Here is a 17,636-nt window from a genome sequence, read left to right as displayed (position 1 = left end):
AGTTGAAGCGAGTGGATACGATTGCGCGCGTCCGGCGGGCCTTTCATGTTCAAGGCTGGTCGATGAAGAAGATCGCCCGCGAACTGCATGTTTCCCGCAACACGGTCCGCAAGATATTGCGCACCGACGAGACCGACTTCTCCTACGAGCGTGAGCGGCAACCTTTGCCGAAGACAGGCGTCTGGAAGGCCGAGATCGAACGGTTTCTTGCGACGAATGAAGGCAGGCCATCGCGCGAACGGCTGACGCTGATCCGGATTTACGAGGAGCTTCGGGCGCTCGGATACGACGGCAGCTATGATGCGATCCGCCGTTACGCCAAGGGTTGGGCGAAGAACCGTGGCTCAGTGACGGCGCAGGCCTATGTGCCGCTCTACTATGCACCCGGCGAAGCCTACCAGTTCGACTGGAGCCACGAGATCGTGCTGATCAACGGCACGACGACGACCGTGAAGGTCGCCCATGTCCGGCTCTGCCACAGCCGCATGATGTTTGCCCGCGCCTATATGCGCGAGAGCCAGGAAATGGTGTTCGACGCCCACGACAAGGCGTTCGCCTTCTTCCGTGGCACCTGCACACGCGGCATCTACGACAACATGAAGACGGCAGTGGAGGCCGTGTTCGTCGGCAAGGAGCGGCTATACAATCGCCGCTTCCTGCAGATGTGCAGCCACTACCTTGTTCAGCCTGTCGCCTGCACCCCGGCGTCTGGTTGGGAGAAGGGCCAGGTCGAGAACCAGGTTGGCCTGGTGCGCGAACGCTTCTTCACGCCGCGCCTGAGGGTCAAGAGCCTTGAGGAATTGAACGTCTGGCTCCTCGATAAATGTGTCGCCTATGCCAAAGCGCACAACCATCCGGAACAGAACGACCAGACGATCTGGCAGATGTTCGAGGCTGAACGCAGCAGTCTCGTCCCCTATGTTGGGTCGTTCGACGGCTTTCACTGCGTGCCGGCCTCGGTGTCCAAGACCTGCACGGTCCGTTTCGACAACAACAAATACTCGGTCCTCTCAACGGCTGTCGGCCGCCCGGTCGAAGTCCACGCCTATTCTGATCGGGTTGTCGTCAAGCAGGATGGCACGATCATCGCTGAACATCGGCGCAGCTTCGGACGAGGCGAGACGGTCTATGATCCCTGGCATTATGTGCCTGTCCTGGCCCGTAAACCCGGCGCTCTTCGTAACGGCGCGCCGTTCCGCGACTGGGTGCTGCCGGCAGCGATGGAGAAGGTCCGCAAGCGATTGAAGACCGTCGATGACGGCGATCGGCAAATGGTCACCATTCTTGGATGCGTTCCGGGCGACGGTGTTACCGCCGTGGAGGCCGCCTGCCAGGAGGCGCTTGATCAAGGCGTCTGTTCGGCTGCCGTCATCCTCAACATCCTGGCGCGCCGTCGTGATCCTGCTCCGGCGGCACACTTACAAATCCCCGATGCACTGCGGCTGACCCACGAACCGGTCGCCGATTGTGCACGCTATGACAGCCTCAGGAGGGCAAGCTGATGGAACGCACGCAGGTTCTGGAATTGATGAGCACCTTGAAGCTCTACGGCATGCGCAGCGCCTATGACGAGATCATGGGCAACGGCATCAAGCGCCAGCATGAGCCGCCGCGCATTGTTGGTGACCTGCTACAGTCGGAGATCGCCGAGAAGCAGGCACGCTCAATCCGCTACCAGCTCAGCATCGCCAAGCTGCCGCTCGCCAAAGATATTGACGACTTTGACTTCGCCAACACCCCGGTCAATGAAGGCCTTGTCCGCGACCTGGCCACCGGAGCCTTTGTTGCCGATCAGCGCAATGTCGTTCTCGTCGGCGGCACGGGAACCGGCAAGAGCCACTTGGCCATCGCGATTGCTCGAGCTCTTATCCGCAACGGCACCCGCGGGCGCTTCTTCAATGTCGTCGACCTGGTCAATCGGCTGGAGACGGAGACGCGTAGCGGCAAGCAAGGCCGGACGGCGGATTATCTCAACCGCCTCGACTTCATCATCCTCGACGAGCTCGGATATCTGCCTTTCGCTCAGGCCGGCGGTCAGCTTCTATTCCACCTGATCAGCAGGCTTTACGAGCGCACATCGATCATCGTCACCACCAACCTGGCATTCGGCGAATGGCCCTCAGTGTTCGGCGATGCGAAGATGACGACGGCGCTACTCGACCGTCTGACCCACCATTGCGAGATCGTCGAAACCGGAAATGAGTCTTGGCGCTTCAAGAACCGCTCTCAAAGCTAAAGCCGAAGAGCTCCATCACCCGCACCTGGTTCGCCCTCTGCAACCCCGGCCAGCGCCGGGCGATCCAGGTGCTGATCGTCAACATGGGGGTCAATTTTGGACGCCGATAAGGGGTCAACTTTGCGTGCCGTTTGACACACTTGCCCATACACCAGCGAGCTGCAGGGTACCCGGACCGACGCCAGCCGATACGAGAGCGCGGATTGCACCTTCTTCGGCGTCAAAGTCGTAACCGCCAAGCAGGTCGAACGATGCAGCGCCGAGGGAAGCGGAGACGAGTGCTTCGATGCCAAGGTCACGTGCGTCGCCATCGATGGTCGGCTCGATCTCATCAAGCTGGATACCGGCGGTGAACGCGTCGCCCGTGTAGATGTAGGCGATCGAGGTCAGGCGGTTGCCACCGAGCCTGTCGGTTTCGCCGTTGATGCCCTTATCCCACCAGTTGAGGTAGGTACCAGCCTTGAAGCCGCCGAGCTGCAGGTAGACTTCGTCAAGATAGAAATCATCATTGACGCCACGCTCATCGGCATCAGCCTGAATAGCGATAAAGCCGGTCAGCTCGCCGAGCTCGGTGTCGGACTTCGCGGTGAAGTCAACGCGACCACGGGTGAAGGCATCCCAGTTTTCGCCGTTCAGGACGTCTTCGCTGTTGAAATCAACCTGAAAACGGACGTAGCCGCCGATCTTGAGGCAGGTTTCGGTGCCCGGGATGTAGAAGTAGCCGGTGCCGAATTCCTATAGCCATTTTTTGTGGGCTGCTGCACCCCAAGAGGGGCCTACTGTTGCGCAACAGCAACAAAGGTAGCTCGCTACCGCAGCGAGCCACCGCTTCGAACTTATGAACTAGAAGTCGCGCTGCAGGCGGAAGATGCCGCCCCAGCTTTCGTCGTCGTCCGTGTATCCAACCGCAACCTTGGAGGTCAGACCTTCGGTGATCATGTAGTTGACCGTTGCACCGGCATTCCAGAAGTCATCGCCTGCAAAGTCGGCGTTCCAGAAGTATTGGAACTCCGGTATGATCTGCAGCTTCTCGGTTGCGTTCCATGAGTAAGCGACCGCCACCGTCCATTCAGCCGAGCTATAGTATTCGTTTGCACCGGAAGAATAGATACCAGCGAGGTAGAAAGTACCGGGCCCCGCATCGACGGACCCAATGCCGCGAACTGCGCCTTCTTCAGCATCAAAGTCGTAAGACCCTAGCAGTTCGGCGCTAAGCGGACCGATCGAAGCCTGAATAACAGCTTCGATGCCAAGTCCGCGGGAACTGTCGACGGTCGGCTCAATCTCATCCAGCTGGATGCCGGCGGTGAAGGCGCTACCCGTATAAATATAGGCGATCGAAGTTAAGCGATTGGAACCGAGATCGTCCAGTTCACCCGGAAGATCGTTCGCGTCCCACCAGTTGAGATAGCTACCAGCCTTGAAGCCGCCGAGCTGCAGGTAGACTTCGTCGAGATAGAAATCATTATTGACGCCGCGCTCGTCAGTGTCGGCATGGATGGCAATGAAGCCGGTCAATTCGCCGAGCTCGCTATCATTCTTCGACGTAAAGGCGACACGACCACGGGTCCAAGCATCCCAGCTTTCGCCGTTGAGGACATCGTCACTGCTCCAATCAACCTGAAAACGGACGTAACCGCCGATCTTGAGGCAGGTTTCGGTGCCCGGGATGTAGAAATAACCAGTGCCGAACGCGTCGCAGACGCGGACATATTCCATGGGTTCCGGCTCGGCAGCGATGATAGCATCGGCAGCCTGTGCGCCAGAGACTACTGCGAGGGCAGCAGCGGAACCGAGAAGAAGGCTCTTGATCGTCATGAATGGACTCCAGTCAGATGTTCAGGAAATTGGAGCAAACAGAAAAGCTGCGGAAACAAAGACGGTCGCCTTTGGCGACCTTTGATATGCACACCCAGACGACCTACACGGGGGCCTTCCATTGAAAACAAAAAAGCTCCCCCGAGTACCGGGGGAGCTCTTGGATATTAGAAGGAGCGCTGAAGACGGACGAAGCCATCCCAGAACTCATCTACGCCATCTACGTCGTTGTAGTTGACGGTTGCTTTCATAGCCAGACCGGAGGTGATTGCATAATCTACGGTCAGACCAGCGCGCCAAGCGTCAGTACCATCGACGAACAGGAAGTTGTCGTCGTACTGGACGCCGGGGGTGATCGTGAAGCGATCGGTAGCCTTGAAGGCATACGATGCAGCAATCGACCATTCTGCACGGCTGTAATACGTGTTCGGATCGCTTGCCCATACACCAGCGAGCTGCAGGGTACCCGGACCGACGCCAGCCGATACGAGAGCGCGGATTGCACCTTCTTCGGCGTCAAAGTCGTAACCGCCAAGCAGGTCGAACGATGCAGCGCCGAGGGAAGCGGAGACGAGTGCTTCGATGCCAAGGTCACGTGCGTCGCCATCGATGGTCGGCTCGATCTCATCAAGCTGGATACCGGCGGTGAACGCGTCGCCCGTGTAGATGTAGGCGATCGAGGTCAGGCGGTTGCCACCGAGCTTGTCGGTTTCACCGTTGATACCCTTATCCCACCAGTTCAGGTAGGTACCAGCCTTGAAGCCGCCGAGCTGCAGGTAAACTTCATCAAGATAGAAGTCGTTGTTGAAACCGTCTTCATCTGCATCAGCCTGAATAGCGATGAAGCCGGTCAATTCGCCGAGTTCGGTATCGGACTTCGCAGTGAAGTCAACGCGACCACGCGTAAATGCGTCCCAATTTTCGTCGCCCGTTGCACCGCCCTCAAGGATATCCCGGCTGTCGAAATCAACCTGAAAACGGACGTAGCCGCCGATCTTGAGGCAGGTTTCGGTGCCCGGGATGTAGAAGTAGCCGGTGCCGAATGCGTCGCAAACGCGAACGTATTCCATGGGCTCGGGCTCGGCAGCGATGATAGCATCGGCAGCCTGTGCGCCGGAGACTGCTGCGAGGGCAGCAGCGGAGCCGAGAAGAAGGCTCTTGATGTTCATTTTTGACCTCCAGTCAAAGTTTCGTATGGGTCTGGGTTCTTTTGCTGAAGGACAGCGTTCCCTGCCCCATCCCCGTCGATTGCCAGAAGACGGACGATCCACCGCCTCGCTTCCGAGAGTGAAAATACAAGAGGCGGTCCGCCATGCAATCCGGAACTTCAGCCATTCCACATTCCTGCACCCGCTTACGGCAGTCCTGTTGCTGAAAGGACACAAATGTGGCGGGCGGGGCGCTGAAAGGTTTATACTCTCTTAAGAAATGGCAGATGTCACAGGCACTTAAGTCGCTGTAATGCGAAGCGCTCAGGGCAGATTCTGCAGATTCCAGCCCGATTCGCGCCATAAAGGGACGGTGGCGCTTAGGCACATGACGCGCATGCTCCTCATGTCGTGTCGTCCACAGGCACCGTTCAGGGTGACACGATTCGCGCTCCGTCAGCGATTCTCTGCGGGGAAATGGCAGTGTGTCCGATTCTGCCGGAACAAGGCTGCCGACGCGGCGTTTTCGAGAACAGTATGAGACGGAAAGGTCGGACAATGTCCAACGCAAGAAATGACGGCATCGGCAACGAACCGTTCAACACCGGCACAAGCTCCACGGACTTCGGCCGCTCCGTCGAGAGCCAGGCGCAGATTGCGGACGCCGAGGCGGCGGCCACAGCGACAAGCGATGGCGAGCTTCTCAACATCTATCGCCTCGTGCCTGTCGCGCCGGCCAATGACGCACGTTGGGACAATGCGCCGGAACCGCGAGAGATCACCGTTGCCGCCCGAACGGCCGGAGACGCCCGAATCGTGGCGGCCGGCAGCGAACTGGATTTCATGGAGGTCGAGGCTTTACCTGGCGAGGACGTCACGACCCGGCATGCCAGCATCTACCGCGATGAAAAGGCCTGTACGGTCATAGAAGTAGAACGCGGGCGACGGGACCTACAAAGGGGGCTGCTTCACGGTGGCACCCGAGTGGACACCATCACTCCACTTCAAACCTAATTGATCGTCCTCGGCTGATTGCTGACGCGCGGGAGAGGATGGAGGTGCGCATTCAAGGGCGGGTGTCGAGGTTTGGCATTCCATAAACCATATAAGGACGCTCGGTCGAAGGCTGCGCTATGCGGAACGGTCAGATTCGCTGGGTGCGGCGACCTCTCCGGTCCTGCGACCGCTGGTGGGGCCGCAGAGCTTCGTAATGGTCGGGCTCGCCATCCTATCTCGCACTGACGGATGGATGGACCGCTTACTTTAGGCCGATCTATGGCGTTACCAGCAGCCGCCGCCCACCGTGGGGCGGCAAAGATGCTTAGTGTCTCAACCGGCGAGGCGCGCTTTTCTTGGTCAGGCTTCATTCCGAAGGCCTCTCGCGTCCCCCGTTTCAATTTCAGCTTTCACCACCAGCGTTCAAGAAGGGCGATTCAAATGGAAACGTCGTTTGATGGAGTAACGGGGGGAAGACGATAACGTCGGTCGAATATCGACGTTCGCACGGTGGTAAGTTGATATCCCTCCCCGTTGAAGCCGCCCCCCCCAACTGCTCCTTAGGCGTCGGGACAGAAGTGTAGGAGACAATTCACGGCTTCTTGGGACCGCTTTGGAGAGCTCATTGCCGTCAGCCCAGTATCAATCAATCGAAGACCTGCTCCACCAGCGCACCGGTACTCGGGCCACCGATCTTTTTTCAACTCTCTCGGTACGTCCCCCACGACGCTCCTGGTGATGACTAGGTAGAAGCACGGTGACGGCCTCCCGTTGACGACCGACGCCTCGCCTCCACACGCTTGCTACACCCTGCTGACTCTCGCGCTGCTCCGCCAAGCGGGTGTCCCTGACTTGGTAACAATCTTCGTCCCTCCCGCTTCTCGCAAACGCCGTTTGGACCTGAATCAGGCTTTCGGAAGTCAGCAACGTTCTTCTAGAGAACGGAATCGCGCCTCCAGTGACATGAATCAGATTATCACAAATCATTCAGCGGAGCTGAGGATCGAGCAAGCCCGGAGAGCTTTAGGCGCCGCATTCAAGCGCGACCCATTGATGAGGCCTCGATCCGCGTACTCCATCAGGGCCAGCGACCCTGTACCGGTCGCAGTCAAAGGTCGAATACATGAACGCACCCGAATGATGACCTCGACTTGCAGAAAGCATCTTGCGCCCGCGGAGCCGTCTGTACATGAAGCTTTCGATGAAGGCGTTCTGGATCGGCTTTCCCGGTGCGATGTAGTGCCATTCCACCTTGACCTCGTCCGTCCATTGCAGGATCGCGTTGCTGGTGAAGTCGCTACCATTGTCGCTGACAATCATTTTCGGCTTGCCACGCTTCTCGATGATCCGATCCAACTCACGGACATCAAATGAGCTGCCCGACCAAAGAAGCTGCAAATCTGAACTGCCGTGATAACAGGACGAGATCTTCAATCCTCCGGCTCGACCGCAAACGACGTTTAAGAGAGTAACGGGGGGAATACAGACGAACTGATCAAGCGGCGTTATCAAAATTATGCGGATATGACGTCAGCTCACGAACCTTGACGTCGACTGCTTCTGAGACAGGAGGATCCATGCGTGGGTTATCCGACCGTAAACGGTGGATGTCTGAACCAAGGGCGTCGGCATCATTCCTGGTCATCGGCGTCGTTCGGCAAACTGCGCCCGATATGGGTCTTCTTGCGGAACTCCCAGCCCTGCTTCACGTATTTGTCGACCAGCTGATCGAAGGCGTCATAGGAAACACGCTTGTCGAAGCCCTGCTCCACGAGCCTGTCGACGATCAGGTCGCCGAACTTCTCCAGCTCATCCAGCTTGTCCCTGGCAGCGCTCCTGGTGATGACCACGTGCAGCAGCACCCGGGCGATGTCGTCCCTTGAGGGCCGCCGCTCGGTCTTTATCCGCTTGCGATAAGCCTGCTGACGTTCGCGCTGTTCCGCCAGCCGCTCGTCACCTCGCTTGTCACCCCGTTTCGCCACCTGTCCGCGCTCCCTTCATGCCCTCCCGCAAACGTCGTTTGAATGTGAATCGCATTTTTCGACATCTGCAACACTGATCTGGATATCGGAATCGGTCTTTCAGGGAGATGAATCGGATTTCCGCAAATCATCTCAAATCGACCTGAGGTGCTGGCAAGGCATTTCAACTCGATCCAATTTCAATTCACTGGCCGCCTGTGGGTGATGCGGTTCATCTCCCGCAGCAATGACGACGCCCGAATGGGGAAGCGGCTCAGGACGAGCAGCCGTTGCGCACCGCTCTCGGTCATCACAGTCAGTGGCGCAAACGTCGTTTGGGCCGGAATCGGGGATATCGAGGTCTGCAACGCCGATCTCGATCCTTGAATCGCTTGCCAGCACTGTTTGAATCGCAGAACCACAAATCATCTCAAATCAGGATGATGTGCGGGCGATTGATTGCAAGGCAGAATGCTTTGCTTACACCTCATTCCGATTTTGGAGCCTGAGCTTTGGCTCCCTGCCATCAGGCGACCGGCAGGAAGCTCATGCGCGGGCTGCTATCCCTGGCACTATTCAGTGTTAGTGCCCAGCCGATAGTAGCGTGACATCGTCCGGGCAAAACCGCGTTGCGGTGCAAGCAGCCACAGATCGGAGGTTATTCCGTGTGGGGCGTAACCCAGCCGTGGATGACCGGAGATCTCACCCCGCAGGCAGACAATTTGCCGTGTTGCCAGGTGCCAGTTGTCGATGAGTGGTGCCTCCTCGAGACGGTCCTGGCTTGGCAGATCCCCTTCCCCGATGGCAACCAGGTCGTCGAGCAGCGTCTGCAGCTTCTGTATCATTCGCTGGAGTTGGTGGATCTCATGCTGACCGTCACGATATATGATCATGTTCTTCTCCTTCAGGTTTGGCTGCCGACCGGCAGGATGGTTGTGTTGGGAATGGTGCCTTGGGCTGCGAAGGCCCGGCGTCGGGATTGTGCCGCTATGACGAAGGGCCAGCAGACGACGGGGCGGCCATCAGCGCGGCAATCTCGGGGCCTTCCAGCGTGTCTCTTTCGACAAGCGCATTGGCCAGCGCCAATAGCTCGTCCTTGTGCTCGGCAACGAGACGCCGGGCCCTGTCGAAGGCTTCGTCCAGCCTGGCGCTGACACGATCAGCGAGGCCGGGTTCCACGAACATCAGCGCCGGAATGGCGGTCGCGTCGCGATAGAGAAGCGGCCAGGCGGAGCCACTCCCGACCCGGGTTTCGAGTGCAAGGGCAAGCTCCGTGGCGATCGCCAGGTCACTTCCTGCAGATCCCCCCGATCCCAGGGACATGCTGCCGAGGATCACCTCTTCGGCCGCCCGCCCTGCCAGATGGAGACACAACATGTCGAGGGCCCTGGCCTCCGTGAGGATTGCGGTCCCTGCGGCGGCGGCGAGAAAGCCCAACCTGGTCTCCGAGGCTTCGATGGAGAGCTGCCGGACTTCCGCCACTCCAAGACGAAGGCTGGCAATGCAATGGCCGCACTCATGGACAGCAACGCGCCAGCGAAGATCGTTCGGGAGACGAGGCTGTCTCTCGCGGATACCCTGCTCGAGATCGTCCCATGTCATTGACCGGCGCTCGCGACGCGCCCGCTGACGGGCCTCGCGGACCAGTCGGTCGATGTCGGCTCCGGTGCGACCGGCCGCCAGCAGCGCCAGCCGCCGCAGAGGACCGACCTGGTGATCCATGATAGTGAGGGTTGGAGCCCGTTCGCTGCTCATCGGATGGCCTCCGCTTCCCCTTGGCTCGTCCATGCCTGGGGCGCAGTTTCCAGCACCGATGCGAGGTCGCTGCCGACATGGTGGGCAAGGATGCCGCAGAGCGCATCGACATCCGGCTTCGGGATGACGACCTGTTTCTCCAGGCGGCCGGAGCGCGTCAGTGCCTCGTCGATGAACTCCGGCCTGTTCGTCGCGCCGACAATGATGACGCCGCTGGTCCTGGCCGCGCCATCCAGCAATTCCAAGAGGCGTGCGATGAGACTATTCCAGTAGTCCGCGTGGTCCCGTGCATTGTCCTGTCGGCTGCCGATCGCGTCACATTCATCGATGAACAGGATCGATGGCGCGTTCTGCTGTGCTTCATCGAAGGCACTGGACATGCGCTTCAGGACATCGCCAAGGTAACCAAGCTGCAGCCATGTCGCGACGGACGTTGCCAGCATTGGCAGTTGCAGGCTGTTGCACAAGGCCCGCGCGAAGGTGGTCTTGCCCGTCCCCGGTGGCCCGGACAGAAGCAGGCGCGTGCTCATCTCTTCCCACTCGATCGCCCCGCCCCTCCAGAGCTCCAGGTCGCTCTTCAGATCGAGGGCCCAGGACCTGGCTTCGCCGTAGCCGCTCAGGGTTTCCACGGTCAGCGGAAGGTGGCGAGGCTTGGCTGGTGGGGAAACCGGGTCGTCAGAATAGGAGGAGTTGGTGGTGCAGGCGTCGACGAGGGGCTCGGGCTGTATCAGGCGCGATCCGGTCGACTTCTCCCGGGACGTGCTGCGCCCTCCCCTCCGTGAGCCTAGGCCAGCCCCTGACTGGCCGGACGATCCATCGTCGCCTTCGGCTCCCGACGCAAGTTCGAGACGGGTCAGTTCGTCGAGGAGACGGACGGCATCTTCACGACTGCGGGATGGCCGCAGGGCGAGTATCAGGTGGTCGAGACGACGAAGCGAGAGTTCTCCAAGTCTCGGCAAGGATGCCTCGCCGCCTTCGGCCCCGTGGAGCATGTCCAGGAGAGGTTGGATAAGATTCCAGTCGATTGGACGGATGGTCAGGTCCAGGTCGGCCGCAGCAAGCAGCGCGGGTGGAACGATAATGTCCGCTCCATGAAGAACCAGGACCTGGCTGCCCCTTGAAAGCGCCTCTGCCGCCTGCTGCTCCAGTTCGCGATGCTCCGTGTCGCCAAGATCCTCGTCATTGATCAGCCGGATCGTCCGGTCCGGCCTGATCCCAAGGTTGCGACCGGCGGAAGCCGGGCTGCCCTGGCGTTCGATCCTCGTCCTGCGGTCGAAGAGAAGATCGGCTTTCAGCAATTCCACCAGCTTCTCGGCAAATCCCTCCACTTCGGAGCGGATGAGAATGAGGCTGCCGGGCTGGCTGAGGCGAGACAGCACCGATGACCCTGGAAGCCCGCATTCGGAAAAGGCCCGGCTCAACAAGCGCACGATCGCCAGGTTGGCGGTATTGTCGATGCTCGGGAGAGCGTCCAGCAGCGCCAGCAGATACGGCCATTGGATATGCCTGCATTGCTCTGCGACCATCGCCTCCGCTTCGCCAGCGGAGGCCAGTCCTTCCCCGGGGATTTCCTGTTCCTGCCCGATGGCCCGGCGTCCACTCAGGAACAACCGGCGCAGCACGGCGAGGTCGGCAACTGGCTTGCCCGATAGCCCGTGATTTCGTGCGACAGCATATCGACGCAGGTTGTAGCCGTTGACGCTGACCCGGCTGTGCACCAACATCTCAAGCGACCGGGCAACCTCGATTCTTTTCCATAATAGCCCGTGCCGAATGCGCCTCATGAGGTGATGTGCAATCCGGTCAGCCGATGTGCCGGAACGTTCGCGATGAGTGAGTGTATCGTCGCCCGTGTCGGGCGGTGGAACCGCTGGTTTGGCGGGATTTGGCATATGCTACTCCGTTCGCAGAGCCGCAGGCTCCACGTCGAACTGGACTGAACTTGATGAGTTGAGCTGGAGGGCTCGGGCCCCGATCAGGATTGGAGACCGCGGGGCACCAATCGGCGATCAGCCGGAACCGGAGGCGGATCGTGCAAAACCGACCACGATGCGGGCAACGGGCGTCTCATCGCTGCTCCGGCCAGCCTCGGCCCTGCCCGCCTTTTCCACCTGCGGACCATCATGCTTGCGCCAACGGGTGGGCGCAGTGCTGGACGCGGTCGGCGATGGCTGTTGCAGGCCAAGGGCTCCTAGCGCTTGGCTTTCGATCAATGCCCTCACCCTCTCGCCGAATGTCGAGCGCAGGTGCTCCATGGCCGCGGCCGCGCCGGGAAGCCCGAGGAGATCGTCAAGCTCGCCAAGCTTCCAGATGCCTTGGGTATGGTCGCTCTTGCGACTTGCTCCGTCGATCACCGCGATGTCAACACTGGTGATGCTGAGGCGCTTGTGTCGCTTGTAGAGAAAGTCAGGCAGCACCAGGCCTGTCGCCATCATGCGGCTCGTCAGATCGGCAAGCGTGGAATCGCCGTAGGCCGCCAGCGACCGCTTCAGGTCGATGACAAATGCCTTGCGTGTCTTCCTGTTCACGATGACCAGGTCGGGACGGTACGTTCCCTTGGTCCCGGCATCGGCGTCGAAGCAGACACCGTCGAGAACCTCCCACCTATTCGTCGAGATCGCCTGCACAGCTGCCTCCACCAGTGGCAGCTTCAGGGGCTTGCCCAGCACTTCGAGATCCGGGTGGAAGGCCGCAACCACGGCCAGTCCCCTCTCCAGCAGCCTGCCCTCGTGGAAGCTGATGGAGCGAAGCAGCGATGCCAGCGGGGCATAGCGCCCCAGGACCTGGTCCGGGATGTGCGGCCCCTTTTCGAGTGCCGTCATTGCATCCTCGATGAGCCCATCAAACAGAGCATGCTCACCGGACAGATCGGGCACTGTAGGATGAGAGGCGGGACGAGACCGGGAGGACAAATTGCTAGGGACCGCCTGGTTCGGCGGCAGGATGGCTTCTGCGGCGGCTGCAATCGACGCCTTCGAGGGTCGCCCGCGTTTGCGCTTTGTCGGCGCCGAGGTTAGCTCAACGATGGTTGCGGTGCGTTGGTCGTGTCTGGATGTCATCGGATAGCCTTTATGGAAACTGGTTGACCATTCCCTGGGTTCATTACCGCGGACGCACACTGCTCCACCCGCCTGTCAAATGGATCAGGCGGTAGGCGTGACGTGCATACGGAGCCCATGCAGCGCCCAGGCAGCCATCGCGGATGCCACGACGATACGAGGTGCTCAGGATGGCGCGTCAGTCAGCAACAAAACCAGGGATGTGGGGATCAGGCGGATGCCTGGGGGAGAGCAAGCCGCAGCACGCACGCCGCCAATGCACTCAGCTGTTCACAGCCAAAGCGCAGAACTTTCCATAAAGCCGGGGAGAGAGTAGATGTACTCATAGCCCAATTCCTTCTGATCAAGGTTGCGGGTCAGGCCCTCGTTCGGTGCTCCAACACCAGCGGGGGCCGCTTAAGTCTTCACGAAGAAGAAGACAGTTCTTCTATGTCATACTCGATGTTTCCAAGCAAGGGGCCCCGGAAAAAAAGGAACATTTCAGCAACCACCTCCTCTAACTATCTACCATAACGCGCAATCAGCCGCATGACCCCAGCCGCCAAAGAAGGCTCCTAACTTTTTGCCACCTATACCTTCCAAGCAGAAAAAGTACGTTCTCTCCATTCTCCGCCGGTTTAGGGCTTAAGTTCTTCTTTCTTTGTTGCGGTTCACCGATTCCGATCACAGCCAAGCTTACAGGCGAACCACTAACCTAGTTGTCTGATGTCGAAATATCGGAGTTATTTTGTTATGGAGCAAGAAATGGAAACCGACACGCGTACCTGCAGGGATGATCTGGAGGAACGGCGGCCTTCGAGGCCACCTCGGAATGATCGTCTTGCCCTGCCCGCGCAGTTGGCCGAACCGCTCGTAAGGGGCACCTTCAGGACTGGTGTGGTTAATCTCGATGGCCTCGACATTATCTATACTGCCAGTCACTGTAAGATTTCGCGGGTTGCCTTCCTGTCGCTGATCGGTAGAGATACCCCCGGAATTCACGGAGTTCGGATTGTCTAGTTCAGATATCAACACGGAAGATCTACTCGTTCTCACGACTGATGTCGTGGCTGCCTACGTACAGAAAAATGTCGTTCCTGCTGCAGATCTAGCGAAGCTTATTCAGACGGTTCACAGCTCCCTAGCAAGCCTCGGCATGAAGCCCGAAGAGGCCAAGACGGCAGCACCAGAAGCAGCTGTACCGGTGAAAAAGTCCATTCGACCTGATGCAATTATATGTCTCGAATGTGGCAAAGGTTTCAAATCGCTCCGGAGACACCTGAACGCCAATCACGACCAGACTCCTGATGAGTATCGGGCACGGTGGTCCTTGCCTGCCGATTATCCTATGGTCGCACCAGAATATTCTGAAGCGAGATCGTCCCTGGCAAAAGCGACGGGTCTCGGGCAACGGCGGGCGAAGTCCATGAAAGGGCCGAAGGCTTAGGCATTTTTAGCGGAATGCGTTCTCGCTTAAACCTCTCGCTCCTTCTCCACCACACGAACGCTAGGAGCCCAATCGCTCCGCAGCCGCACGCTTAAATTGCCTGATCGATCCCCTCCGATCTCGCGAAAGGTGACTAGGATGCGCCACCGTGAGCCTGTCCAGACCCATCTCAAGCGTTTCTCGGATATATCTCCGCGGAAATGACGGTTAGTGCCGTCTTCCTACGGCCGTACGTCATAGGATCCTGTTTCATGTCCTCGAACGAGAAAGACATGTCGGATTGTGCCGAAGAACTCACCAACTCCATGCACACGAAGCGAACGGGTGGTGCTGCGGCGAAGTTCGAATGAAGTGCAGGTTATACCGCATCAGGCTTGAACCTTCGGTGGAACTCCAACTGCCGCTTTTTGAGTATGCGGGCGTGGAGTGCACCCCGTTTCGCCGGACATGTCGGCTAGTTGGATTTAGCCCTGATGAACTGCCGTGGGGAAGCCATCTTGAGCGCGGAGTGGGGATGGATCTCGTTGTAGTCCTCGATCCATCCGTCGATGAGCCGGAGCGCTGTTTCGGCGTCCGGTAGAGCCGATATGCGGATGTAATCCCGCTTCAGGGTTTTGACGAACGCCTCGGACATACCATTCGACTGAGGGCTCGCTACAGGAGTGAAGCAGGGTGTCAGATTGAGCGCCTGGGCAAACAGCCTCGTGTCCCTCGCGGTGTAAGCCGAGCCATTGTCCGAGAGATGCTCGATTGCGTGCGGGGCTCGGGTGGCTACGAACCGCTTCTCGACAGCCTCCAGCATCATATCTCGCACGTCGGAGCCGGAGATGCCTGCATTCGCGACCGCAGTCCAGGCGATGATCTCGCGGTCGAAGGCATCGATGATGAAGGCGAGACGAATGACCTCGCCATTCCAGCAGGTGAACTCCAGCCCGTCGGAGCACCAGCGCAGGTTCGAGCGCATGACCATCACCTTGCCGTCGTGGAGGCGGCCCTTGCGAACGGCCGTGTGCTTCTCCAGCAGCATGGCGTGGTTGCCCATGATGCGATGAACCCGCTTGGCGTTGACGACAGGCATATCGGCGGCTCGCCTCTCGCGATTGAAGAGCGCGGCGATCCGCCGATAGCCATAGGTTGGCCTTTGATCCACCAGCCTTCGAATGGTGGGCAGAAGCTCTGCATCCTCGGCCTTGTGATAGGCCCCGCGCGGCTTCGATCTGCCTTTCAGGCGCTCGACGAGGTTGGAACGGGAGACGCCCAGCGTGTCGGCGACGGTCTTCATCGGGAACCGTCCTTCGGCAACAAGATCGGCCGCGATATCCGTTTTTTTGAGTCTGCTTTGGATAATGCTTCGCGGAGGATTTCGACCTCCATCGTCTTACGGCCAAGCATGCGCTCCAGCTCGCGAACACGATCCTCCAGCTTCTTCACTTCCGAATTGCCGACAACCGGCTCGTCAGAACCCACGGCTGCAGCACCTCCCTCGCTTAAGAGCCTGCGCCACCGGTAAAGCAGATTGGGCGCAACGCCATGGCGGCGAGCGGTAGAAGACACCGTCTCGCCCGGTTCGAAACTCTGCTCAATGATTGTCAGCTTCTGCTCGGTTGTCCACCGCCTGCGGCGGACATCACCCGTCAGCAATTCAATATGTCGGTACTCGTTAGACATAAGCCTATACCCAAGCCTGTGCTTGAGCCTTTCTGCTTATGCCGACTGTCCGGTCGAAACGGGGGGCAGTTCAGATGCTTGTTGTGGAGACAATTCTGAAGATACGTCGGCTTTCTCATGGGCAGGGCAAGTCGATCAAGGCGATCTGCCGGCAGCTCGGCATATCGCGGAAAGTGGTGCGGAAGGTTCTGCGCAGTGATGAGACGGAGTTCGAATACGAGCGGACCCGTCAACCTCAGCCCAAGCTGGGGCCATGGCGCGACCGGCTCGATGGAATGCTGCTCGCCAATGAAGCAAAATCATCTCACGAGCGGCTGACACTGATCCGGATATTCGAGGACTTGCGCGACCTCGGCTACGAGGGCGGTTACGACACAGTCCGGCGCTACGCCAGAACCTGGGCGAATGAACGCGGCTCCGTAACGACGGAAGCCTACGTGCCGCCCTACTACGCTTCGGGCGAGGCTTGCCAGTTTGACTGGTGCCACGAGATCGTCGTGCTGAACGGCGTGACGACGACGGTAAAGGTGGCGCATGTCCGGCTCTGCCACAGCCGGATGATGTATGTGAGAGCCTATCCGCGCGAGACGCAGGAGATGGTCTTCGATGCCCATGACCGGGCGTTTGCGTTCTTCGGCGGGCCTGCACGCGCGGCATCTACGATAATATGACGACCGCGGTGGAGACGGTATTCGTCGGCAAGGAACGGCAATACAATCGCCGCTTCCTACAGATGTGCAGCCATTACCTGATCGAACCGGTTGCCTGCACGTCGGCGTCGGGGTGGGAGAAGGGGCCAGGTCGAGAACCAGGTCAATCTGGTGCGGGAACGTTTCTTCACGCCGCGGCTGCGCTTCAAATCCGATGAACTGAATGGCTGGTTGCTGGACAAGTGCATCAGCTATGCCCGCGCCCATAAGCATGTCGATCAAACGGAGCGCACGATCTGGGAGGTGTTCGATGTGGAACGGCCGCACCTGTCGGCGATCCCGGCAAGTTCGACGGCTTCCACGCGTGCAGGCTTCGATCGGCGAGACCTGCCTCGACCGTTTCGACAACAACAAATACTCGGTGCTGTCCACGGCAGTCGGCCGCCCGGCCGAGATACATGCCTATGCCGATCGCATCGTCATCCGGCAGGATGGCGTGGAGATCGGCCAACACGATCGCTGCTTCGGCCGTGGCGAGACGATCTATAATCCTTGGCATTACGTGCCGGTCCTGACCCGCAAGCCGGGAGCACTGCGCAACGGTGCGCCGTTCCACGACTGGGTTTTGCCCGCCCCCGTGGAGAAGGTGCGCCGCCGGCTGAAGTCAATGGATGATGGCGACCGGCAGATAGTGTTGATCCTCGAATGTGTGAACTTGGACGGTCTCCTAGCCGTCGAAGCGGCCTGTCAGGAGGCGCTCGATCAGGGCGTATTCTCGGCTGCCGTCATCGTCAACAATCTGGCCCGCAAGCGTGATCCGCAGCCGGCCGCCATCCTTTCCATTCCCGACGCGCTTCGCCTGACCCACGAGCCTCTGGCCGATTGCGCCCGTTACGACAGCCTTAGGAGGGCAAGCTGA

At 59.4% G+C, this 17,636-nt stretch carries 11 protein-coding genes and 4 pseudogenes; 5 read left to right on the top strand and 10 right to left on the bottom strand.

What is annotated here, in order from left to right:
• Window positions 1-2: 2 nt before the first annotated feature.
• A pseudogene (gene istA, locus ACEPP2_RS20415) lies at window positions 3-1,569 on the top strand (IS21 family transposase).
• Window positions 1,502-2,236, top strand: coding sequence for an IS21-like element helper ATPase IstB (gene istB / locus ACEPP2_RS20410; RefSeq protein ID WP_281978402.1), 735 nt, complete (start codon window positions 1,502-1,504; stop codon window positions 2,234-2,236). The pseudogene istA (ACEPP2_RS20415) and the gene istB overlap by 68 nt, the downstream one beginning before the upstream one ends.
• A gap of 114 nt (window positions 2,237-2,350) precedes the next feature.
• Here the strand turns inward: istB and ACEPP2_RS20405 are convergent.
• From ACEPP2_RS20405 to ACEPP2_RS20395, 3 genes and pseudogenes are all read right to left on the bottom strand, one after another.
• A pseudogene (locus ACEPP2_RS20405) lies at window positions 2,351-2,956 on the bottom strand (porin); the annotation flags it as partial.
• A 123-nt stretch (window positions 2,957-3,079) separates the two neighbouring features.
• On the bottom strand, window positions 3,080-4,054 hold the full coding sequence (locus tag ACEPP2_RS20400) for a porin (protein ID WP_395517787.1): 975 nt from the start codon (window positions 4,052-4,054) through the stop codon (window positions 3,080-3,082).
• A 167-nt stretch (window positions 4,055-4,221) separates the two neighbouring features.
• A complete protein-coding gene (locus ACEPP2_RS20395; protein WP_395517786.1) occupies window positions 4,222-5,223 on the bottom strand; it encodes a porin in 1,002 nt (333 codons plus the stop codon).
• A 537-nt stretch (window positions 5,224-5,760) separates the two neighbouring features.
• On the opposite strand from ACEPP2_RS20395, the gene ACEPP2_RS20390 reads away from it, so the two are divergent.
• Window positions 5,761-6,216 (top strand): hypothetical protein, encoded by a 456-nt coding sequence (locus tag ACEPP2_RS20390; RefSeq protein ID WP_395517785.1) that lies wholly within the window; start codon window positions 5,761-5,763, stop codon window positions 6,214-6,216.
• Between the two features lie 1,173 nt (window positions 6,217-7,389).
• Here ACEPP2_RS20390 and ACEPP2_RS20385 read toward each other — a convergent pair.
• The 6 genes and pseudogenes from ACEPP2_RS20385 to ACEPP2_RS20360 all read right to left on the bottom strand — a co-directional run.
• Window positions 7,390-7,560: pseudogene (locus tag ACEPP2_RS20385) on the bottom strand (DDE-type integrase/transposase/recombinase); the annotation flags it as partial.
• Window positions 7,561-7,829: 269 nt separating this feature from the next.
• Window positions 7,830-8,180 (bottom strand): hypothetical protein, encoded by a 351-nt coding sequence (locus tag ACEPP2_RS20380; RefSeq protein ID WP_395517784.1) that lies wholly within the window; start codon window positions 8,178-8,180, stop codon window positions 7,830-7,832.
• A gap of 551 nt (window positions 8,181-8,731) precedes the next feature.
• Complete coding sequence (locus ACEPP2_RS20375) at window positions 8,732-9,052, bottom strand: DUF6634 family protein (protein WP_395517783.1); 321 nt, start codon at window positions 9,050-9,052, stop codon at window positions 8,732-8,734.
• Window positions 9,053-9,146: 94 nt separating this feature from the next.
• Window positions 9,147-9,914, bottom strand: a complete 768-nt coding sequence (locus tag ACEPP2_RS20370; protein WP_395517782.1) for an ATP-dependent metallopeptidase FtsH/Yme1/Tma family protein — start codon at window positions 9,912-9,914, stop codon at window positions 9,147-9,149.
• Window positions 9,911-11,638, bottom strand: coding sequence for an AAA family ATPase (locus ACEPP2_RS20365; RefSeq protein ID WP_395517781.1), 1,728 nt, complete (start codon window positions 11,636-11,638; stop codon window positions 9,911-9,913). Before ACEPP2_RS20365 ends, ACEPP2_RS20370 begins: the two co-directional genes overlap by 4 nt.
• 285 nt (window positions 11,639-11,923) lie before the next feature.
• Window positions 11,924-12,736, bottom strand: coding sequence for a hypothetical protein (locus ACEPP2_RS20360; protein ID WP_395517780.1), 813 nt, complete (start codon window positions 12,734-12,736; stop codon window positions 11,924-11,926).
• A 1,228-nt stretch (window positions 12,737-13,964) separates the two neighbouring features.
• Between ACEPP2_RS20360 and ACEPP2_RS20355 the strand changes: the two genes are divergently transcribed.
• Entirely contained in the window at window positions 13,965-14,399 is a 435-nt protein-coding gene (locus ACEPP2_RS20355; protein WP_395517779.1) for a MucR family transcriptional regulator, read from the top strand.
• A 454-nt stretch (window positions 14,400-14,853) separates the two neighbouring features.
• Here ACEPP2_RS20355 and ACEPP2_RS20350 read toward each other — a convergent pair.
• Window positions 14,854-16,067, bottom strand: a protein-coding gene (locus ACEPP2_RS20350; protein WP_395517778.1) for an IS3 family transposase whose coding sequence is annotated in 2 segments (ribosomal slippage) — window positions 14,854-15,731 and window positions 15,731-16,067 — 1,215 coding nt in all. Because the reading frame shifts where the segments join, the coding sequence is not laid out codon by codon here.
• A 74-nt stretch (window positions 16,068-16,141) separates the two neighbouring features.
• Here ACEPP2_RS20350 and istA (ACEPP2_RS20345) point away from each other — a divergent pair.
• Window positions 16,142-17,636: pseudogene (gene istA, locus ACEPP2_RS20345) on the top strand (IS21 family transposase).

This window comes from Pseudorhizobium flavum (genome assembly GCF_044142885.1).
Lineage (GTDB): Bacteria > Pseudomonadota > Alphaproteobacteria > Rhizobiales > Rhizobiaceae > Neorhizobium > Neorhizobium flavum.
The sequence above is the reverse complement of the archived record's forward strand: the minus strand, read 5'-3'. Positions and strand labels throughout refer to the sequence as shown.